Source organism: Ruegeria halocynthiae, assembly GCF_000743705.1.
In the GTDB taxonomy this organism is placed as follows: Bacteria; Pseudomonadota; Alphaproteobacteria; order Rhodobacterales; family Rhodobacteraceae; genus Ruegeria; species Ruegeria halocynthiae_B.
In genome coordinates this window covers 1-20553 of sequence record NZ_JQEZ01000008.1, presented here as the reverse complement: position 1 = coordinate 20553, position 20553 = coordinate 1, and the positions used below count along the sequence as shown (strand labels likewise).

Genomic DNA, 20553 nt, shown 5'->3' with positions numbered 1-20553 from the left:
TTCCAGAACGGAACGTACCGCGCTCGCATAGCAACTTCACTATGATGAGTTGCGACGCCGGTTGAAGCAGGAGCCATCCCCCTATCCACCATCGATGGTCGACACTTAGACTACCCAACACGAGGACCTTAGGTCGGACTCAACGTCCGCTTCGAGGAAGCTGCGGTGCAGCACCAAACGGCATACTTAATGTCCGCTAGGGGCCGGTCCGCCATATTGAGTCTAGCTGCTGAACCAAAGCGGCGCGTCGCCTTCCGTCCATGGTGAGTGCTTGTTCATTATGTGCATGAAGGCTCCGCTTGCCAGGAAACGATCCAGCCATGCAATCAAATTCGGCCATTCCTGTGCGTCAAACCACGCCCTGTCTATATAAGCGAACTGGCGAACAAAGGGCAGAAGTGCCAGATCGGCAAGGGTTGGGCGATTTCCAAACAGCCAGGACTGCCCGGCCAGCCGTTCGTTGAGGCTGACCAAATAGCTCGCCGCTTTCCTGCGTTCTACTGTTTCGTTAACATCCGGATAGCGCGTGGCATACTTTGTGTGATCCAATGCAACCTTGAATGGACCATCATTATCCGCGATCAGGTCCCACCCTTCCTGGGGCATGTCCAAAAGCCGCTGTGGATCACTTTGTTCCAGCACCCAGATCATGATATCCAAGCTTTCGTCAAGAACCTGATCTGGCAGGCGAAGCGCTGGCACCGTTCCGGAGGTGGATGTTTGCAAAAAGGCTTGTGGCTTGTCCTTTAGCCGAACCTCACGCAATTCGACTTTGACACCCGAACTTGCCAACGCGAGGCGGGCCCTCATTGCATACGGGCAGCGGCGGAACGTCCATAAGATGGGGTGATGAGCCATATGAGGATTTATCTGCACTCCACCAGTACGGTCAAACCCTTCCTTGCCTGTCATGTTCGAGCTTCTGTTTTAACGACGCCAGGAATGGCCAGGCGGGTCACTGCTTTACAAATATCGGTCACCGTAGCAGTCGGTTCAGGGGTGAACCGGGTCTCGTGGCCGTCACGGAACTTTCCGGTACGCACCAGATACGCTTCTGCCAGGCCCGCAGCAAAGGCGTTGGCAATGTTTCTTTCAGCATCATCACCGATCATAGCTGACTGTGCAGGAGAGGCACCGGTGCTGACCATGACCCGCGCGTCGACCCGTAGGCGTTATGCCTATGAGCGACTTCCGTGAACATGCCAGATATCATTTGCGAACAGCAGCCGGCACCTACAAATGGGTCGCTTCTTTCCAACGTGGATTTTTCTTTCCATCCTTTTCTGACCGCAGACCGCGCTGCGATCTGCGGTACGGATTTTCCCGGCGGTCCGGCGGGCGATGAGGACGCGTAGCTGAACCCGGCGGGTCGAGCGGCGTGATCCGAGATCCACCTGCGCGGATCACTTTCTCTTTCATGAACGCCTCAATCAGAAAAACGGCTTTCACCCGGCGGTCCGGGCAAAGCTTCCGTTTTTCAGTTTGATCGACCCGGCGGGTTCATCTTCGGACCTCTTTTTGTCGCCCGCCCTCCCTTCCGGGGAAAAACGCGGAGGGGGTGCAAAGGGCAGGCGGCAGGGCCACCGGGTCGTTTCCTTGACCCGATGGAACAGACCGCAACCGCAAGCGGGGAGGCCGGTGGATATCGGCTCCCGCTGCACCACGAGAAAGAGAGGTCCAAAATGGCTAACAGTATTGAAATGACTGACGAGGCTGGACTGCCCCCATGCGAGACACTTGCTCTGCAAAATGACGCGTTCCGCAACCGCCAGCCCGCAGGCGGGCAGGGGCAATGGGTTTGTACTACGGCCGTAGATAACGAGGGTCCCGCCTTTGTGGCGGCCTGTATCGCCGCAGTCCAAACCTATGACGATTTCAAGGAAGAGAATGATCCGCACGGGACCCGTGACATGGGGTTCATGACGGTGATGGGGCGAGAGGTCTGGTTCAAGATCGATCTCTACAACCCGAGCTATGACGCGGGATCATCTGAGCCAGAAAATCTGGATGTAACCCGCCGCGTCCTGACTGTCCTGTTTCCCAGCGACTACTGAGACCGGCCCACGACATGTGGGCTGGGTGGATTGTCACGTTCAACGCACCTCTAACAGAAGGAATCCTCAAATGACCAAACATGAAACACTCCCTGCAACCGAAGCCCGTTTTCCGCTGGCATTGCTGTCTCTGTCCTCGATGAACCCGCGCCAGAACGTGCCCGAGGCTGAGATCGCCGAACTGGCCGACAGTATCCGGGCAGCGGGTCTGATCCAGAACATGGCCGGTCTGGCAGACGGGCAGGGCGGTGCGGAGATTGTCGCCGGTGGCCGCCGCCTGCGCGCGCTGCGCTATCTGGCAGAGCAACACCCTGATCTGGCCGCCACCCATCCCGAGCTTGCAAATCCGATGGTGACGCTGGCCCGGGATGTCGAAACCGCCGAAGCCTGGGCCAATATGGAAAACCTCGCCCGCAAGGACCTCAGCCCGGCAGAGGAAATCCGCGCCTATGGCAAGATGGAAGCCAAAGGGGCACCGGCCCCGGTGATTGCCCGCGCATTTGCCGTTACCGAAAAACATGTTTATCGCCGCCTCGCGCTGGCGCATCTGCCTAAGCCTGTGATCGATGCGCTGGCGGCTGGAGAAATCAGCCTGAGCATGGCGGCGTGTTTCACGATCTCGGATGATGAAAGCCATAGCCTTGAGGTGCTGGAACGCGTCCGTGGTGACAGCTGGTCGGATTACCAGATTAAAAACATGCTCAAACCCGACAGCGTGAAAGGCTCCGATCGGCGCGCGCTTTTTGTCGGTGAGGAGGCTTACAAGGCCGCAGGTGGCAAGATTGGTGGTGATCTCTTTGCCGAAGAAGTCCTGTTCGACAGCCCGGATATTCTGGAGCGCTGCTTTGAAACGGCTCTTGCGGAGGCGGCCAAGGAACTGGTCGAGACGGAAGGCTGGAAATGGGTTGAGCCGATCACAGAGAGTTATGTGTGCAGCTACAGCATGGGGCTGACCAGGTTCGGGCGGGTGTATCCGGTCGAAGGCGAGCTGAGCGAAGATCAGGTTGCGCGCTACGAAGATCTCGTTGAACTGGCAGAAGCAGAAGTACTGGATGAGGCTGGGCAGGCTGAACTGGCCACGCTGCAGGGCATCCTTGACGGTGACTATACCCAAGACCAGAAAGCCCATGCCGGTGCTTATGTCTGTGTGAACAACCGGGGTCAGCTTGATGTCACTGCGGGCATGGTGAAGCCGGAAGACAAGAAAGTCGCAATCTCGGCAGGTGTCCTCAGTGCTCCCGCAGATGGGACGAGCAGCATCGGGGCGAAATCCCCAATCTCCGCCAAACTGGCGGATGATCTGGCGCGGGTGGCGCAGGGCGCGCGGCAACATGCGCTGCTGCGGGATCCCGATCTGGTGATCGATCTGCTGGCTTATCAGATGAGCCATGAGATGCGCAGCGACAAGCCCTTTGGGGTTTCTCTGGGTGAGGTTCCGAACTGGCCAACAACGGAAGGGGAGGGCTATGTGCTGGATGCGCGGCTGACGACAAGCCCTCCGCGTGACATGTGGGATACCAAAGACCTTGGCGCATCCTTCCGGGCGTTTCGCAAGAAAGGCGCGGATCACATCCGAGCGGAGCTGACCCGGTTTTTGGTGGCGCAATATCAGGGCGGCGATGAAAAGCTGGAAGCTCTGGTGGACAAGGAGACCAAGGTCAATATCCGCGAGGTCTGGGTGCCAACGGCAAAGAACTTCTTTGCCCGTGTTGGTGGACCTTATCTTAATGCTCTGTGGCGCAATCTGCTGGAGTTGTCTGAGGATCATCCCACTGCAACGACTTTTGCCAAGCTGAAAAAGAGCGAGAAGGTCGCCAAGCTGGACCAGCTGTTCTCGGATGTGGAGTTCCGCACGGCGCACAACGTCACCGAGGCGCAGGCCGAGCAGATCACCAATTGGCTGCCCGAAGGTATGGGCTGATCCACAGGGCAGGGCGGTGCACACCGCCCTGCCTGCGCAACATGCGTTTTCTCCCGCCATCGCTGACGGACAAAACTGGAGCACGTCATGACAGCCAAAAAGTCCCAGTCCCCTCATTCGCAGACATTTCGCCATGTCTGGGCCACGGCGCGGATGTATATCGCGTTTCACCTAGATCAAAGCGGGGGGCGGCGTGATGCGCCCCGGTTCTGGTCCCCGAAGAATGGCTGCGCATCGCTTCACAGAGATCCCAAAGCACAGGAAGTGGTGTTGGTCTTGAAAGCCGCTGAACCGGGACGCGAGCAAGGCGTCGAGGTCAAACTGCACCCGAACCGCATCATTGTACGCCGGGACGCCGAGATGTGGTGGCAGGGGGTGGCCATAGAGGAGGACACGGTCCGGGTTCAAATGGCGGATGGTACGCGGATCAGCGTTGGATATGATGGACGGATCAAGCGGGAGGCCGATGAAGGTCATACCCATGTCGAGGCGGATGGCAGCGTCTTCAAACGCACCCGGCAGGCGGTGGTTCATGTGACCGGCGACGGCGTTGAGATGAAGCAGCGCACTGAGGATCGTATCGTGGCGATTACAGCGGATGGCGTTGTCGATCGGGCGCGTAAGCGCTAGCATGAGGCAAATACCTCCAGATTTCCCTTCAGTACAACTTTTGGCCCGCTCCGGCGGGCCATTTTTGATGCGATGAACATTGATTTTTCGCCCGCATCCTGTGCCGGGCCGGTCAAGGGGCAAGCGCCGCGCCAGCGCGTCGTTGTCCCGTCAAATTCCCGGCTCCTCCCCCGCGCGGCGCGCGCGGGCCCCTCCCGGATTTTGCCGTTCCAACCCCCATGACAGCCCCGTCCCAGGCCGCAGTCGGGCTGCGCCCTTCCTGCTCTGCCAGCCGAAAGACACCGGGGGTCTTTCGTCCTGCAGATCAGAAAGGTCCCGCCCATTCGGCGGAGGTGTTGGGGATACCGGCAGCCGCTTTGACCAAAAAGGAGCACATCATGAGCTACAATCGTTATATGCGCGCCATGTCCAATGGCGGTCTGGTGACGGGTCAAGCCCTGAGCGACGAACAGTTGCGTGAGGCCGTGCCGTCGATCTTTGCAAACCAGGCCCATGAAAGCCGGTCGGATCGATTTGTCGTGGTGCCCACCATCGACATTTTGACCGGGTTGCGGCGGGAAGGGTTTGATCCGTTCTTTGCGCAACAGGCCAATACGCGGGTAGCGGGCAAGGCGGCGTTTACCAAACACATGTTACGGCTGCGGCACCGCTCGATTACCAACGCAGAGGGAGAGGCGTTCGAGATCATTCTGGTCAATGCCAATGACGGCACCAGCAGCTACCAGATGGTGCCGGGGTTCTTTCGGTTTGTCTGCGCCAACGGGCTGATGGTGGGTGATAGCTTCAACGCGGTGAAGGTGCGTCATTCCGGCAATGCGATCTACGAGGTGATCGAAGGGGCCTATACCGTTTTGGAAGATGCGCCCAAGGTGGCGGCACAGGTGCAGGTGTTCAAATCGGTCCAGCTGGATGAGGGTGAGCGCAGGGTCTTTGCCGAGGTGGTGCATGCACTCCGTTTTCCCGAGGCGCAGGCGGACGATACCAAGCCCGCACCGATTGAGCCAGCTGCCTTGCTGAGTACGCGTAGACACGCGGACCGGGCGTCCGATTTGTGGACCGTTGGCAATGTGCTGCAGGAGAATGTCATCAAGGGCGGGCTGAGGGGCCGGATCAAATCCGCCGACGGGCGCATCCGTCAACAGCGCACCCGCGCGGTCAAAGGGATCGACCAGAGCAAAGCCCTGAACCGGGCAATCTGGTCGCTGACGGAAAAGATGGCCGAGCTGAAAGGGGTGACCCTCGCAGCGTGATGGGGATCGTTGCGCGGTCCAGCCCGGGGCCGCGCTGACACCGGGCGATACCAACGCCTTGCGGCCCCGTGAGTGGTCTTATGGTAGGGTGCGGCGCGAGTCGGCGGGCTCTTGCATAAACTAACCGTGCGCAAAAAGACAAATTGCGCAAAAACACTCTGTGGTGTACCTTGAGAGATGAAATCGATGCGACGTTGGCAGGATATGCCAAATGTCTGCGACTTTTGTCCGAGGGGTCCATTGGCCATGTCCGGCAAGATTTTGACACGCACGGGACGTCCCAAGCGCCTGAAACTGGAAGCGCGGATCGAACTGGCCCGGCGCTACCAGGCAGGTGAGACAGCAAAACATCTGTCTGAGGTTTATGGTGTCTCGCGGCGACATGTGACGCGGATCTCCAGGGAGCAAAAGGGAGAGGGGCGGGAGGTCCGGGATCCGTCGATGGCGGTGAGTTTCCGAGCGGCACAATCCGAAGTTGCGGCTTTTGATGCGGAATGGCGGGCGCGTGGCTTTGCCAATCGCAGCCAGGCGCTGCAGGCTGTGGTGCGGGCGCGCTGCGGGTTGCTGGACCTGATGCAGGAGGATCTGCGGGGCTTCTCAGAAATGCTTCGACAGGCGCGGGAGGTCTCGGATGGCGCGCGCGTTCTGGCCAAGGCGGTGCAGCGCGGGCAGCTCACCCTTGCCCCGAAGGACCGCGCTACTCTCGCGGATCTTCTTGAGCTGGCGCAGAACACGCATCGGGAATTGGCGGCGTTAAAAACGGCCGCACATCAGCGTCGTGGCCGAGGCTGGCAGGTTGAGACGGTGGGTCCCGGTGATGCCGAACAGGAGGGAGAAGATGCACGCTCCGGCTTGAATTTGAACCGCCAATTGCTGCCTGTCGACACGTCTCGAACAGGATCGAAGAGGCATGAAGTTGCGGAAGCAAGTCGGAGCTCCCGCAATGTCTGAGCCGCTCGCCCTCTACCATGCCGTCATGGGCAAGCTCTGGGAGAGCGAGCATATTCGCGGTCAGCGCCACGCGCGGATCGAGGCGCGAATTGCAGGTCGCAGGCAGGGGCGGAATTACCAGCGAACGGGGCGGGTGTCGGCGCGCAACCTGCTCAAATCGGTTATGCCTGACAGTCGGGCTGCGGTGTTCAAGCGGATCCGGGCCGGGGGGTGCAAGACGCGGGCGAGCCTCGGCAGCCAGCTGTCTTACGTGAATGACAAGGCGGTCTATTCCTATTCGACCATGACCAACCCGCTAAAGGATGGTGCGGTGCTGACGGAAGATCAGAAGGCGGAGATTGTCGAGGCGTGGTCCGAGACCTGGCGCGGCACCACAAAGCTCGGCTTTACCTCGCATATGCTTTTGTCCTTTCCAAAAGATGTCACCGCCCAACAGGTGCGCGAGATATCACTCGACTGGACGGAGCATTTCTTCGAGACCGGGGATTATGGCGATCAATGGGATTATGTTCTTTCCGTCCATGATGACCGGGCTCATAAACATGCGCATATCCTCCTCAACAACCGCGGGCTGAACAATGGCACCTGGTTTTCCTGCTGGGCCGAGGGGGTGATGTCACCCCAGCTGATGCGCGAAAAACAAACCGAGATTGCCGAGCGCTACGGCGTGATGCTGGAGGCCACCACCCGTCTGGAACGGGGTATCTTTGAAAAGGCCCCGGGCATTGAAGAGATTTACCGGGCCAAAGAAGAGGCGCGCCTGCCGCGCGAACTCACCTTGACCCCGCAAGAGCGCGCAGTTGCCAAAGCGCAGATCACAGCCTTCGCCAAAGACTATCGCGATCTGGCAGATGTGCTCGATCACATGGACCAGAAACACCTGGCTTATGTGATGCGCCGGATGGCGGTGTGCCTGGGCTCGGACACGCCTCGCCCCGTCACGTCTGGAGAGATAGATATGGAGACTTTTCGCACGGTGGGGGATGCCATCGATTATGCCGAAAGAACCATCGAAGCGCTGAGACTGAAGGCCGAAGAACTTGATCCAACCGCCCGGCCCGGCTTTGAGGTCAAGGCAGCTTCGATCATTCGCGACCTGTCGCAGATGGTGCCGGACCCGGATCTGCGGGCCAGGTTTGGCCGGGAATTGAATGAGCCTTATCCACCCGGCGCCGGGGATCAGCGGTTGAGTGCCGCCATGGCATCCGGGCAGGACAGCGATCTTGAAGCCTTGAAGGTGGATGTCATGCGCGCCGGTCTTGATCCGCAGGAAATGGTGGCGCGGGTCGCGGCGGGTGGCACCCGAAATTACGGGCTGGCGCAGGGCTGGGTGGCGCGCGATATGGCTGCGGTACTGGCAAGGGACGGGATCGATATCCGGCAGGCCAGCGACGCGCAGCGGGACCACGCCCTCCATACAGTCGATGACCTCATGGACCGATTGCTGGACCGGGCCAAAGAGCTGGGTGTGGCCACGGATCTGGTGCATGGATCACAGGCGTTGCAGCTGATCGAAGACCCCAATCCCCACCTGCAGGATCTTGCGGACATGTTGCGCAAGGGCACCTTGTCGGGCACAGAGGAAGAGCTGGTCGAACGGTCGCTGATGTCCGGGTTGGTCCGCGAGCTGGGCGCGGCTGGCATCGCCGAACTCAGGCGCGGCAATTACGAGGTCCTGGGCGAGGCATTGCCCAACCGGGTTGACCAGATCACGGTCACGCAGGAATTCCTCGAACTGACCCATGAAGAAACCGGTGATCAAATCTTCACCGATCGTGCCTCTGCCTTGCAGCAGGACAAGGCCAATGCGGTGGCCAAAGACACCCATCTGGAGATGCAGCGAAGCCGGGGTCTGGAACCCCGTCAGGCCCTGGACCGCGGCCTCGAGGATGAGGCGGGTCTCTGATGGGCTCCCGGCTGACCCTCTGGGCCGCAGTGCCCTTTGGAACGCTGTGCGGGGCGGCCCTGGGCACAATTGTGGCCAGCTTCTACCTGACACTGGCGCTCAGAACGGGTTTGAGCGAGTTCGACATGCTGATGATCTGGAAGGCCAGTGCCACTTTGCGCGTGGCACATCCGGAAGCCTTCAAAGTGGCATTCGGGGCGGTCGGGTTTGGCGCCATCAGCTTGGCGGTGCTGGCATTCAGCTGGACTTGGGGCAATATGCGTGACGAATACGGGTCCGCTCATTGGCAGAGCAGGCGCGAGCTCAAAGCCAATGGCATGTTGCAACCACCGGGGCAGGGGTTTGTCTGCGGCAAGCTGGGCAAGCCATCTGCAAAGGCCCCCTTCATCTCGGCCAGCAGCATTCCCCATGTGATGATGGTGGCGCCCACCAGGGCCGGGAAGGGGGTTGGCTTTGTCATCCCAAACCTGCTGTCATTTGCAGGATCCGTTGTTGTTCTTGATGTCAAAGGTGAGAATTTCGAGAAAACAGCAAGGCTGCGGGCGTTGAACGGCGATGAGGTCTTCCGGTTCAGCCCATTTGACTGGGCCAACAGCTCCCATCGCTACAACCCGCTGGCCCGGATTGCAGATGCACCGAGCTTCGCGCAGCAGTTCACCGAAGTGTCGATCCTGGCCGATCTCTTCCTCGACAAAGACAACAAGACGCTTGATACATTCTCCGAGGCGGGGAAATCTATTTTTGTTGCCGCCTGTCTGCTGGCGATCCAGCGCGGCCGACCAACACTGGGTGAGGTCAACAGGATCGTCACCGGTGGCGATTACAAGAACGCGCAATACAGCGCCTATGCCGAAGAAGCCGCGGAGCCTACGGTGCGCGAGCTTTGGGTCAACGCGGCCAGCGCGTCATCCCGGCTGCTGACCTCGAACATCCAGGCGCTGATGACGGCCGGTCTCAAGCAATGGGACAATCCGGCGGTGCGCACCGCAACAGAGGTCAGCGATTTTGAGTTTGCGCAGTTCCGCAAAAAACCACATGCGCTCTACATCGTTGTCTCGGAAGATCACATCTCCACGCTGGCACCCCTGCTGCGGCTCATGTTTGCCGATCTCATTGCCAGCCTGCGGCAAAACGAACCCGGCCCGGATGAACCCTGGCCGGTGATGATGATGATCGATGAATTTCAGCAGATGGGCGCAATGCCGTATATCGAGCGGGCCATTCATTCGCTCGCAGCTTACGGAGGGCGGGTTGCGATGATCGCGCAGTCGCTGGCCTCGCTGGACCGTATCTACGGGTCCGAGGGCCGTGAAAGCCTTGAAAACGGGGCCGGGCTCAAGCTCTACATCACGCCGCGGGATCAGCGCACCGTGCGGGAGGTGTCCGCCGCTGTCGGGAGCACCACCCGCGAGGCGGTCACCCATATGTATGGTCGCAACAAGGGTATTCTGGGGGCCACCTCAACCACATCGCGGCTTGAGGAACGCCCGCTGCTCTCCGAGACCGAGGCCCGCACCATGGATCCGGATGAGGTCATTATCCTGGCGTCCCCCCAGCATCCAATCCGGGCGCAGCGGATCAAGTATTTTGAGGATCCGGTTTTTGCCGAGCTGGCCGAGTGCCAGATGGGGCATGATTTGCCGTACCCGCCAAGGGTTGAGGGGGTTGGGCCATGGGCGGAAGAGGATGCACCAGCATCGGAGCAAGATGCTGAGAGCAGGGATGCCACACCGCTCCATGAACGCTCGCGACGGCGGCGGTCGCGGTCCATGCAGGCAGGGCTGACAGCCTCGGACGCAAATGACATGCGTCCTGAACGCCTCAGCCGCGACGACCCGGTACCGGCGCAATGGGAGGAGGTGTTTCAGGAGCAGGGGGACTTCATCGACGAGCTGCTGGGCGATCGGTGAACAGGGGTGAGAAACAGTATTGCTTGTTTTTGTCTTGCATTCACTGGATCAAAAGGCGGTGGCAAAGAAATGCTTCGCCACCGGTTCACCTGGCAGGCGCGTAATACTGCCGGATCGAAGCGTCAGCCCCTCATTCAGGTCAGATCTTCGACACGGGCGTCTGGTGCGTTCCGTTTGACGGAGTCAATTCCGTTGTCCCGGGCCGATGCAGTTGTGTAGCTCTCGCTGGTGCCGATGACCTGCCCATTGCTGGCTTTCAGGTTGAACATGTGCCCGCCGGATTTGGTTTCCTTGCGCTCGTACCTGTCGTCATTCGGCGCATTTGACTTCACGGACGCAATGCCGTTCTCGGCACCGGCTTTTTGAGCATAGCCTTCGCTGGCCAGGATGATTTCGCCGTTTCCGGCTTTCAGCCGAAACCGAAACTCGCCGGCCTTGTCATTGAATATTTCGAATTTTCCAGCCATGTGATCTACCTCATTAATGCTGAACGAAAAATCATCACGACGTTGCTACGTTTGCCAAATGGCCACAAGGCAAAAGTGCTGGTGATATATTTTCCTTTTGGGATTACTGATGCATTGAATCTGAATGCCACATTGGTGTCACTATGACACCATTTTCTTGACGAATGACTCGCGCAAATGGATGAAGCTGCGCCACCGATTAACCTGTCTGGCGTGGCAAAATCCAGCCACTCTTTGTGGGCTGACAACCTTTTTTGTCGGAGATCCAATTGAACAATTTATCTTTTCTTTTTGCACTTTGCCTAGCGATCCCTTTTGGCCCGAGCCTGCCGGCTAAGGACGCCAGTTCTGACTTTGTTATCACCGATGTGGTGGTTGAGCACAGCGGCGGATGTCGGAAAAGTTCACCGCCGGGTCAATGCTGTCACGCTGGAAAACAACCTTACCATTGCCACTAACTCGCCAAGTTTTCCCGGAGACAATTAGACACCCATGCTGTTCCTACACAAAACCAGAATGTTCGCCATCTTTGCCAGTCTTGCCGCCCTGTCGGCCTGCGGCACAACCTACCAGGTCACTGAGCTATCGGATTCCCATCAAGCCAAAGCAAAAGCGATGTTTGCTCAGGAACGAAATCCCCAGACGGCTACGAGCGGCAAACGATTGTCTTCCAAACAGGCAATCAGCCAATTCAACAGAGTGGTGCGCAGAGTTGAACCTGTTGCGGAAAACTTCTGCCGCCAGAATTCTCAAGATCGCAAAGCGTTCGATTGCGACGTCTTGATCAGGGTAGACAAAAAGGCGGAAGAGCGAAACGCCTTTCAGACTTATGACAAGGACGGTAAGCCGCTGATCGTTTTTACTGTGCCGATGATAGCTGATGCGCGAAACGAGGATGAACTGGCATTTGTCATGGGGCATGAAGTTGGCCATCATCTTGCTCAGCACATTCAAAAACAAGAGCAGCAGGCCGTAGCCGGTGCTCTAATTCTTGGTGCCATCGCCGCTGCAGGATCGAGTCCCTATGTGGACCCAAGTGTGAACCAGGCGAACATCGAAAACGCTGTGAACCTGGGGATGAAGGTGGGTAATAAAGCCTTCAGCCAGACCTATGAGCTCGAGTCCGATGTCATCGGAACATATATCGCAAAGACTGCAGGTTATGATCCTATAAAAGGTGCAAAGTACTTTGCCCGGCCTGAAAGTCCTAAGATGGCTGAGGGGCAGCTTAGTTTTTGGGGAACCCATCCGCCCGATGAAAAGCGCATCGCTGTTGTGCTGGCGACAGTCGACAAAATGGAGAGTTCGGGCTCCAAAACACTGGAACGGGTTGAACGTAAGAACTCCACTTTGCCGGATTGATTGCCTGGTGTCTGGTGTGGGCGTTCTCCCACCCCTTAGATTAGATGGGGTGGTGAGTTACGAACCGGGCTGCAGCGCATGGCTCCATTTCGGTCCTTCGCCGCACCTCGGATAAACTGGTTGGAAATGGCCACCAAGCAGACCTTCGCTGCTAGTGCAAGACTGGGTCTCGGCGACGGCGGCAATGCACAGGAAGAGGACTTCAAATCAAAGATGCAGTGATTGGGAGCCGTGGATAGCGGCTATGCGGACAAAGTGGCCATTCACATCGTAAAAGCGAATGGCTGCTTTTTGAGGTGGTTCGGGCGCTCAATGCCTTAAAACAGTCACTCGGGAAAATTAGCTTTCACACATGGATCGTCCGGACTTTCAATTTCGACAGGCGCAAGCTGCATTCGACCTGATTTGGTTGCTGCAAGCCCAAGACGATGTTCTGCTTGCTCAGATTGGTGGTCAGGAGTTTCCAAGGATCGTTCGGGAAAGGTCGTGTCGTTTTGAAGACGAGGTAGACGCAAAGTGCTATGAACGGCTTGCGGTCATAGCTTTGGACTCCTCAGAAGGGGCAGACATCGCAGTTGCAATGATCGTGGCCAACGATCTTCAAAGGGGATTGTGGAGCGGCGACACAAAAGACTTCGCCGAGATGGCGGAAGAGAAAATACGCGCCTCACGTCGGCATCTTCGCACCGCAATACTTCGCGGCTTGGACATTCTCGAAGACATCTCCTACAGCTATGAACCGGCAGAGTACTTTCTGCCTAATGAAACTAGGCTGACACGCCCAGCCGAGCAAATACTTCCCAAACTGTGTGAGGTCGCCAAGACAATGGACGAGCCAACGCGCGAAAGCGTTGCTGCCGCCGATTACGGAAGTGATATCGACCAGCATCTGGAAGCTCTGAACGACGCGCTATCGTCGGAGACGTGCCTGTTCCCAAAAGATGTTTGGTATCCAAGCGAAGTCGTCGAACTTGTATCTCACGTGCGATCAACACCTGGTTTCGTGCCTTGTACTGCGCTCCTTTTGGCAAATGCACTACAGGGCAGAGACAACGTTGGCTGGTTTAAGTTTCGTTGGACCAACTTAGCGGCTGACTACAACAACCTTCCCAAGAGCGCTCGTGCTCCAATTTTGGCCGGCCTTCGAATTTTGTATGAGTCTGGCGAAGATTTCATGCCTTACTCCGGAGCCAAACACTGCGATCCGGTCACTAAGCCGGAAGGCATGATTGATTTTGTCAAATTGCCAGATGGCTCGTTTTAGGTTGTCTGAAAGCGGTCATTCGTTGGCGATGCAGCATCGGACACTCTGGGCTCGCTGCCGACTTTCTCTGCAACGTGCCCGAGCTGGTGCGTAGAGCCCTTTGCCGCCGTCGCTCCGTAACTTGGCTGCTGCGGGTGCATTAGGCCGCTTACAACACATTGCCGACCTTGGACCCCAAGTGCCCGTCAATTGTCTGAGTGAAATGATCGGTCGTCTGCAGTGAGCCCATCGAGGCACATGCTGTACACGGCGCAGGTGTCTGCTAAGAGTTTCTAATACGTGGAAAACTGAAACGACGAGGCATTTGACCAATGACGAGTGCAAGGGCCTGTTGGCTGTGCTTCATGGTGCTTTCACTTTTTCAAGCTGGAGAGGCCAACGCATTAAGCTGCGAAGAACCTGAAGTATCTATTTTCGAACACTTGCTACCTCAAGATAAGGTCTTGCGCTTGCGTTCGCTGTCGCTGGCCGAAATCCTCAAAAATAAACGCGACGGGGAAGTGATGGTGCTCGGTCGGTTCTATAACAAGGTCAAGCTCCCATTCCTCCATGAGGAACAGATTGAGGCCATTCGCGCACAATACTGGCCTCCATCTGAAAATGTTCAAATGCCAGATCATATTGAGTACACATACTCGGGTGCCTATCGCTTTGAGGGCCATCAATTCATCGATGGGGAGTTTATACCCTTAGTAGCGGAGGAGGTTGATGCCCGCTTTTCGATTTCCATTCTTTATTACGGAATAGTTGATCTACTGCCACCGACAGAGATTGACGTAGTTGGAGCTCTGCGATTAACGAAGGGCGTAAATATATACGAAGTAACGACTTCGGTTTGCCCTACCTACGAACAAGTTGAACCAGCCCAGATGGCTGATTTGCTTCAGTGTTTTGCTGATGGTGAATGCCTGTAGGCCTGCTCTATGATTCACGTTATGGCAGAGAACAGTCTCCGGAATATCGGCTTACGAGGGCAAATACATAGAAAGCTGACATAAGGATTCGTTGTTCTAAGGTCGGATTCGTCCGCTTCGAACCCTTGTTACGATGCAACTTTAGTTGCATTTATGAGACCGGCGTATGGAAGACTTAAGATTGGTACGAACTAGTATGATGGGACTTCGAGCCCTTACCGGACCTTCACTGCCATTTGAGATTTCGCTTGTGCAGCTAGTTACAAACCGCGCAGAGCCGACATCGGGCGCTCCTTATTGTTAATACTCAAAATTGGCGAGGTGCAAAAACTGATCTTTGAAAACCAGCAATATGACCACACACAGCGCTCCCAGACCGAGAGAACGGAAAAGCTTGGCTATCTCTCGCATTTCAGCGGGCTTTGAGCAGTCATACCCGGTCAAGAGTAGGAGGAAGCTCCTCAATTTCTTCTCCTTTATGTGGACAAATTCAACAATACCGGCACCGCGAAGATAAAGGCTATTAACCCCACGGTTTGGGCCCTATCACCTTTCCGCCACATCTGTATTAGCGTTGGACTAAGGATGGCGGCCAGCGCGACGAACATCAAAAGCATCAATGCACTTTCCATCGCCATTGCTCCTTAAAATATACTATCCTCTGATTGAAATTTCTCATTCAACCTACTTAGAGCAATGCGTCGTCTTACACGCCCTTCAGCGAACCCAAAAAAGGCAAAAGCTATGATGAAAGAAAAGACTACAATCTCACTGTGAGAACGTCGCGGCGCAGGGATAGCGCTCATTTCTGGAAGGCCCCATTCTGCTCCGAACGAGATAAGGAAGTACCTAGCTGACATTAGGAAACAACACACCATCCCAGCACGTATGAAGCGTAGCAGAACTGTATCTTTTGCCATTGGTATTCCTAACCTGAATTCGTGTTCGCTTCTGTCCAATTGTGTTCGACCTTAGCCCACCTCCTTACTCCATATTTTTGACTTTCGAATGCCTGCTGTGAGCCCCTACCGGACCTTCCCAAACTACTTGATCTCTGCGGGTGCATGCGTCCGGTAAGCGGAGAGGGTGTGTGGAAACTCGGTTGATCGCGATGTTCACAGTCGTTTTCGATGTTTTTGTCCGTTTTGGCGTGAGATCGTTATTTTGGCGGGCACGATGGATTGCAGGGTCGGTGTTGGCCACCTGAGACGGATCAGGCATATTTGGCGTAAATTCCAGGGCAAATGAGGTCTCCTACGCCTGCATCGCTGCGATCATCGCTGGAATGCCCATGATCTTCATGACGCGGGTCATATTGTAGGCCAGAACGTGCAGCGCCATCTCTGTCGCCACTTTTTTCAGCGTTCGCATTTTGAAGTGTGTGGCCCCCATCCAGGATTTGATCGTGCCATAAGGATGCTCGACGGTCATGCTTCGGACAGCCAGTTGTGCTGGGTCTGCGTCCAACCTTTCTTGGACCCGCTCAAGAACATCTTCGTGTTCCCATCGACGAACACGTCGTTCTTTGCTGGTCGTGCATTTTGCTTTGAGAACGCAACCGGCGCAGGCTCCCGACCAATACGACCTGATCGCTTTGCCGTCTTGCTGGCCGGTAAATCGGTAAGTCAGCTTCTCGCCTGCTGGGCAAACGTAAATGTCTTGGTCAGCAGCATACGCAAAGTCAGCCTTATCGAACTGACCGCGCGCCGCAGCATTTGATGTCATCGGTTTGGGGACGACAACCGAGATACCCGCGTCTTCGCTGGCAACAATTTCCTCGCTCTTATAGTAACCTTTATCGGCGATTGCTGTGAGCTGATCTGTCGTCATTTCATCGCGCGCCGCCACGGCCATCATCGACAAAGCATCGCGGTCAAATCCAAGCATCGTGACTTCATGCGTAACGATTAGATGATTATCAGCCTCGACAGCGGTTTGAACATTATAGCCAACGGTCCGTGGCATGCGTGCCGTCGTTGCCATGGATCGGGCATCAGGATCCGTCAACGAGACTTGGGTTTCGCCGGTCTCATCCATGCGCTGTTCAATTGATCTGTAGCGCGCGGCCTCCTTTTGCAGATGCTCCAGCTTTCTCAAGGTGCGTTCCATGCGGGCCTCTGGCAGCACCGTGGCAGTCTGCTCAAACACGGCGTCAGCGCGATCCAACTCACCAAGATAACGCTCGATTGCTTTGTCGATCTCACCCAACTTCTGGCGCAGCTTACCGCGCGTGTAATTCCTGGCTTTGGCATTCAGAGCTTTGAACCGGCTGCCATCGATGGCGACCACGTCTCCATCCAGCAGATCCATGTTGCGACATAGGGCGACAAATTGTTGGCACACTTTGCGGATCGCAGGCCCGTTATCCTTCCTAAAATCAGCAATCGTCTTGAAGTCCGGCTTCAACCGACCCGTCAGCCAGATGAGCTCAAGGTTGCGCCCGCACTCCCGTTCCAGTCGTCGCGAAGACTGGATCTGGTTCAAATAGCCGTACAGATAAATCCGCAGCATCAACCCCGGATGATAACCCGGTCGGCCAGTGGCAGCGGGCTGCGTAGTAAAGCCAAGCGCCGCGAGATCAAGCATGTCGGCAAAGGCATCGATGGCTCGTACTGGGCTGTTCTCGTCAACATAATCATCAAGATGTTCAGGCAGCAACATCGTTTGCTGGCGGTCCAAACCTTCGATAAATTGCGTCATGAACAACCTCCGCATCGAATACGGAAATCATACCATCATCCAGGCGAAAACGACGGAGTTTTCACACACCCTCCGGACTTTGCTGCCATTTGATGTAGAGTGTGCATGACTATTTGGTGGACCGGAGACTGAAATTTTGAAAAATTTGTTTCTTAACTTCGGAGGAGAGCTTGAGCGAAACTCGGCACGGGCATTAGTTTTCCTGTTGGTGTCGCATTTCGCGTTCTTTTTGTTGTTAGTCTTTGCAACCTCGGCATTCCCAAATCGTGATGTCATCGTTGCAAAAATAGTGATCTGGATTTGGCTATTTTGGATGATCTATCTTGGTGTGCCGACGGTTGGATACTTGAACAGAAGATTTGGGAGCATGAAGTAGCTCTGGGCTCGCTGCCGACATTCCCTGCGACGCGTTGGAGCTGGCACGTTGAACCCACTACTGCCGTTCATCACGCTTCGGTCCTTTGCTCGCGCAGCGGGTTGCGACGCGCAGAAAGCTGACTCCCGTAATGGGGTCTTCTCTGTTAAGCATCTTTTCCTCAAGAAGAGGCAACCTCCTACGATAGTGGCGTGGAGGTGCAGCGGATCAATGGCTTGTTTTTTACTGGGGCCCGCCCCGCGCGCCAGTCCATTGAGAGGCTGGATCGGAATGCGGGGTGAACTTCGGCTTCAACGGGCTTGAACTTGTTTCCTGCCTGGGAAAAAAGCGGCGTCGGAACAGACGCCGTCTCTTACAGTGTCAGTATAAAGGGGTCATCTCCAAGCTTCCCGGTTCGGGAGTAACGACAATCAAATTAGGTAAGATTTGAACTCCTTTGCTCTCAATCAGTGAAGCTCTTAGTTCATGCTCACCTTGTGAAGCTGGGACTCTCACACGACGCCGGTCACCTATTTTCCCGGTGGCATAATAGGAAGTGTGGCGTTTGAAAGTGGTGTCTGCCGACCAGCTCCAAGAGCCTTCCCAATGAAAGGCTTTTATTTTTCGTACGTTGCGGGGAATCTTCTTTGTTTCATCGACGGTACATTTCAAATTCAGTGTTTGCTTTTCATCGGTGAACTTGAAGTTGATATTTGCCGGTACTCTGAACGTCCCCTTCTGAGCACCCATCGCATAGCTGCAAGTTGGTGAGAATCCATCCGCGAAACCTATGAACCTCACAGGGAACTCCACTGGGTTTCCTTGAAATGGTACGGTAGGAGGCTCAGTGCTGTTAGTTGTACAAGCGGTAAGCGCGCCAAACATAATCAATGCCAGTCTTTTCACAGATTTAGTCTCTCTATAGTAGATGCATGACACCGTCGCTCTACCGTTTGAATTGGGGCAATAATGTGGCTTTGGCATACACTTCTTTGGAAATAGGCCCTGAAAAACCTTATGCTTAAACTTAATGTGCATTTCGCCGTTTCCGCGCTGCCATCTTGCGGCAACTATCCTTGCAATACTTGGCGCCCACCCGCTTCCACTCAGGCATGAGTTCACCGCAGTATTCGCAATGCCAGCCCATTGAATAGATCTGCGCCAGCTTGTTAGCCCGCCGTGCAATCTGGAGTACGTTTTTTCAAAGGTTGTGGATAAAGCTGAGCCACACATTGTTCCTCTATTGTTGGTAATGCAACCGGAGTATCTAAAGCTTAGGAAGTTGGATGGTCGGGATCGCTCTCGAGCAACCTCCTTGACTCGCGACACAGAACTTTCTGGGCAATTCTGAGAATGTCCGGTAAGCGCGACAGACGCCCGCTGCATGAACAAAGCCATTGTTGCGATGGGGGTCTGGTAAGGGCTCATTGCAGACAACCGATCATTTCACTCAGACAATTGACGGGCACTTGGGGTCCAAGGTCCGCAATGTGCTGTAAGCGGCCTAATGCACCCGCAGCAGCCAAGTTACGGAGCGACGGCGGCTTGGGGCTCGGACCGCCAGTAGGTGTTAGCCGCAGAGAACGTCGGGAGAGAGCCCACTTTGACCGATGCCGCACTCAGAACGACTGACGGCGGTCCGAATAATCCGAATAGGTAAAGACACTGACCAATCAGAAAAAGGTTTGGAAAGGTAACTCCTTTGCAGCACTACTACATTGGTGTATCGGCCACACCGAATAGTGGTGGGTTATTGCAGGAAACAGATGGAGAACTGAATTGAAAGTTAGTAGTTTTCCGCCAAGGATCACTCGCAATGTGACCCTTCTGGCGATAACGATGGCTTTTGTAACCGCTTGTGTAAGTGAAAGCGTGCAGGCCGCAGAAGGCGTTTCGACAGGTGTAGCGGTCAGTGTTTTCGAACGAACCTGCCTTGCGGGCCTTCCGAATTTTTCTAACTTCGCGACGTTGGCTGGTGGAGTAGGGCTGCAGAAAGTAAGAGGATCGTCCGTACCGGACCAGGTCTTTCAGTTACCCGATCAACTTATCATCGCAAGCTTGGCGGAAACCCCTTCAGGGGTAGTCTGCGTCGTAACTTTTGAAAGTGAAGACAATGCACAGCAGTCGGGTCAAGCATTTCTGTCAGCAGGAACAAGATTTACAAGCAGCGCGATAAAGAAGAGGTACCCTTCATCATTTCTTGAATATGCAGTTCAACTATCAAACGGTAGTCTGATCATTCATGAATTGCGTGAAAAGAACGGCGCATACAGGAACACTATGATTATCTCCGGTCCAGTAACCGATCAGGAAATCAGAACACTGATCTACAACTGAATAGCTTTTCTTTAGAGAGCGGGATCTAGAGATTGGAAGGTCATATCGAGAATGGGATAGTCCAAAGCAGACGTATTATCCGATACTGCGTATGACTGCTTGGTCCGCTCCTTACCAATTCGGGCTTGGCGCGGCGAAGGGTCTGTTTCAAACCGATCAGTTCAGAAACTTTCCTACCGTCCTAGTTTGCACTCAGCCTGAATCGACCCTGTTCCCGTGATCAACAGTGTTCAGCCAAGGTTAGCCCACCTCATTCGCCTGAAACACCTCTTTGGCCGCTGTGATCGCGTTCATACAGGCGGGGACGCCCGCATAAACTGACACCTGAAACACAATTTCAACGATTTCGTCCCGCGTCACGCCGGTGTTTATCGCTGCGCGCATGTGGAATTCCAGCTGCCCCGGTGCCTTCCCCATGGCGGACAACATTGGCACGGTTCGCATTTCGCCGGTTCCCAAATCGATCCCGGCACGATCCACAACATCCGTGCAGGAATGACCTAGGATCAGTTCTTCTGCATCAGGCCAGAAA

Annotated in this window: 17 protein-coding genes; 11 read left to right on the top strand and 6 right to left on the bottom strand. The window is 55.7% G+C overall.

All coding sequences use genetic code 11. The features are described 5' to 3' along the window. Positions 1-222: 222 nt before the first annotated feature. Together JT51_RS20165 and JT51_RS20160 are read right to left on the bottom strand one after the other, a co-directional pair. Positions 223-858: a glutathione S-transferase gene (locus JT51_RS20165; RefSeq protein WP_037317360.1), complete on the bottom strand. Its 636-nt coding sequence runs from the start codon at positions 856-858 to the stop codon at positions 223-225. A gap of 50 nt (positions 859-908) precedes the next feature. Further along, complete coding sequence (locus tag JT51_RS20160) at positions 909-1148, bottom strand: HAD hydrolase-like protein (RefSeq protein ID WP_081894762.1); 240 nt, start codon at positions 1146-1148, stop codon at positions 909-911. A gap of 534 nt (positions 1149-1682) precedes the next feature. Here JT51_RS20160 and JT51_RS20155 point away from each other — a divergent pair. The 7 genes from JT51_RS20155 to JT51_RS20125 all read left to right on the top strand — a co-directional run bounded on the left by JT51_RS20155 (position 1683) and on the right by JT51_RS20125 (position 10622). Then, positions 1683-2054 carry a DUF3768 domain-containing protein gene (locus JT51_RS20155; RefSeq protein WP_160175202.1) on the top strand — a complete coding sequence of 124 codons (372 nt, stop codon included), beginning with the start codon at positions 1683-1685 and terminating at the stop codon, positions 2052-2054. Positions 2055-2124: 70 nt separating this feature from the next. Continuing rightward, complete coding sequence (locus JT51_RS20150) at positions 2125-3975, top strand: ParB/RepB/Spo0J family partition protein (protein ID WP_037317354.1); 1851 nt, start codon at positions 2125-2127, stop codon at positions 3973-3975. Between the two features lie 87 nt (positions 3976-4062). Beyond that, positions 4063-4605: a hypothetical protein gene (locus tag JT51_RS20145; protein WP_152563405.1), complete on the top strand. Its 543-nt coding sequence runs from the start codon at positions 4063-4065 to the stop codon at positions 4603-4605. Positions 4606-4982: 377 nt separating this feature from the next. Next, the gene (locus tag JT51_RS20140) at positions 4983-5855 is read left to right on the top strand and encodes a DUF932 domain-containing protein (RefSeq protein WP_051927675.1); all 873 of its coding nucleotides are present in this window, start codon (positions 4983-4985) and stop codon (positions 5853-5855) included. Between the two features lie 246 nt (positions 5856-6101). Further along, the gene (locus tag JT51_RS20135; protein ID WP_051927664.1) at positions 6102-6806 is read left to right on the top strand and encodes a hypothetical protein; all 705 of its coding nucleotides are present in this window, start codon (positions 6102-6104) and stop codon (positions 6804-6806) included. After that, positions 6799-8712 (top strand): relaxase/mobilization nuclease domain-containing protein, encoded by a 1914-nt coding sequence (locus JT51_RS20130; protein WP_037317349.1) that lies wholly within the window; start codon positions 6799-6801, stop codon positions 8710-8712. The genes JT51_RS20135 and JT51_RS20130 overlap by 8 nt, the downstream gene beginning before the upstream one ends. Continuing rightward, positions 8712-10622, top strand: a complete 1911-nt coding sequence (locus JT51_RS20125) for a type IV secretory system conjugative DNA transfer family protein (protein WP_037317346.1) — start codon at positions 8712-8714, stop codon at positions 10620-10622. The genes JT51_RS20130 and JT51_RS20125 overlap by 1 nt, the downstream gene beginning before the upstream one ends. A gap of 134 nt (positions 10623-10756) precedes the next feature. On the opposite strand, the gene JT51_RS20120 is transcribed toward JT51_RS20125, so the two are convergent. Continuing rightward, on the bottom strand, positions 10757-11089 hold the full coding sequence (locus JT51_RS20120; RefSeq protein ID WP_037317343.1) for a YegP family protein: 333 nt from the start codon (positions 11087-11089) through the stop codon (positions 10757-10759). Positions 11090-11581: 492 nt separating this feature from the next. Between JT51_RS20120 and JT51_RS20115 the strand changes: the two genes are divergently transcribed. The 3 genes from JT51_RS20115 to JT51_RS20105 all read left to right on the top strand — a co-directional run bounded on the left by JT51_RS20115 (position 11582) and on the right by JT51_RS20105 (position 14629). Next, the gene (locus JT51_RS20115) at positions 11582-12451 is read left to right on the top strand and encodes a M48 family metallopeptidase (protein ID WP_051927663.1); all 870 of its coding nucleotides are present in this window, start codon (positions 11582-11584) and stop codon (positions 12449-12451) included. Between the two features lie 352 nt (positions 12452-12803). Continuing rightward, positions 12804-13715: a hypothetical protein gene (locus tag JT51_RS20110; protein WP_037317340.1), complete on the top strand. Its 912-nt coding sequence runs from the start codon at positions 12804-12806 to the stop codon at positions 13713-13715. 344 nt (positions 13716-14059) lie between these two features. After that, entirely contained in the window at positions 14060-14629 is a 570-nt protein-coding gene (locus tag JT51_RS20105) for a hypothetical protein (RefSeq protein ID WP_037317337.1), read from the top strand. A gap of 1254 nt (positions 14630-15883) precedes the next feature. On the opposite strand, the gene JT51_RS20100 is transcribed toward JT51_RS20105, so the two are convergent. Then, positions 15884-17329: an IS1182 family transposase gene (locus JT51_RS20100; protein WP_037317334.1), complete on the bottom strand. Its 1446-nt coding sequence runs from the start codon at positions 17327-17329 to the stop codon at positions 15884-15886. A gap of 736 nt (positions 17330-18065) precedes the next feature. After that, a complete protein-coding gene (locus JT51_RS20095; protein ID WP_152563404.1) occupies positions 18066-18590 on the bottom strand; it encodes a hypothetical protein in 525 nt (174 codons plus the stop codon). A 933-nt stretch (positions 18591-19523) separates the two neighbouring features. Between JT51_RS20095 and JT51_RS21865 the strand changes: the two genes are divergently transcribed. Then, positions 19524-20021, top strand: a complete 498-nt coding sequence (locus JT51_RS21865) for a hypothetical protein (protein ID WP_152563403.1) — start codon at positions 19524-19526, stop codon at positions 20019-20021. 240 nt (positions 20022-20261) lie between these two features. Here JT51_RS21865 and JT51_RS20090 read toward each other — a convergent pair. Then, on the bottom strand, positions 20262-20553 hold a 292-nt coding region (locus JT51_RS20090; protein WP_037317328.1), incomplete at its 5' end, for a carboxymuconolactone decarboxylase family protein.

What these genes read in the sequence shown, in the direction of transcription:
- JT51_RS20165 (WP_037317360.1), bottom strand. Translation starts at nt 858, where the DNA reads ATGGCTCATCACCCCATCTTATGGACGTTCCGCCGCTGCCCGTATGCA.
- JT51_RS20160 (WP_081894762.1), bottom strand. Translation starts at nt 1,148, where the DNA reads ATGGTCAGCACCGGTGCCTCTCCTGCACAGTCAGCTATGATCGGTGAT.
- JT51_RS20155 (WP_160175202.1), top strand. Translation starts at nt 1,683, where the DNA reads ATGGCTAACAGTATTGAAATGACTGACGAGGCTGGACTGCCCCCATGC.
- JT51_RS20150 (WP_037317354.1), top strand. Translation starts at nt 2,125, where the DNA reads ATGACCAAACATGAAACACTCCCTGCAACCGAAGCCCGTTTTCCGCTG.
- JT51_RS20145 (WP_152563405.1), top strand. Translation starts at nt 4,063, where the DNA reads ATGACAGCCAAAAAGTCCCAGTCCCCTCATTCGCAGACATTTCGCCAT.
- JT51_RS20140 (WP_051927675.1), top strand. Translation starts at nt 4,983, where the DNA reads ATGAGCTACAATCGTTATATGCGCGCCATGTCCAATGGCGGTCTGGTG.
- JT51_RS20135 (WP_051927664.1), top strand. Translation starts at nt 6,102, where the DNA reads ATGTCCGGCAAGATTTTGACACGCACGGGACGTCCCAAGCGCCTGAAA.
- JT51_RS20130 (WP_037317349.1), top strand. Translation starts at nt 6,799, where the DNA reads ATGTCTGAGCCGCTCGCCCTCTACCATGCCGTCATGGGCAAGCTCTGG.
- JT51_RS20125 (WP_037317346.1), top strand. Translation starts at nt 8,712, where the DNA reads ATGGGCTCCCGGCTGACCCTCTGGGCCGCAGTGCCCTTTGGAACGCTG.
- JT51_RS20120 (WP_037317343.1), bottom strand. Translation starts at nt 11,089, where the DNA reads ATGGCTGGAAAATTCGAAATATTCAATGACAAGGCCGGCGAGTTTCGG.
- JT51_RS20115 (WP_051927663.1), top strand. Translation starts at nt 11,582, where the DNA reads ATGCTGTTCCTACACAAAACCAGAATGTTCGCCATCTTTGCCAGTCTT.
- JT51_RS20110 (WP_037317340.1), top strand. Translation starts at nt 12,804, where the DNA reads ATGGATCGTCCGGACTTTCAATTTCGACAGGCGCAAGCTGCATTCGAC.
- JT51_RS20105 (WP_037317337.1), top strand. Translation starts at nt 14,060, where the DNA reads ATGGTGCTTTCACTTTTTCAAGCTGGAGAGGCCAACGCATTAAGCTGC.
- JT51_RS20100 (WP_037317334.1), bottom strand. Translation starts at nt 17,329, where the DNA reads ATGACGCAATTTATCGAAGGTTTGGACCGCCAGCAAACGATGTTGCTG.
- JT51_RS21865 (WP_152563403.1), top strand. Translation starts at nt 19,524, where the DNA reads ATGGCTTTTGTAACCGCTTGTGTAAGTGAAAGCGTGCAGGCCGCAGAA.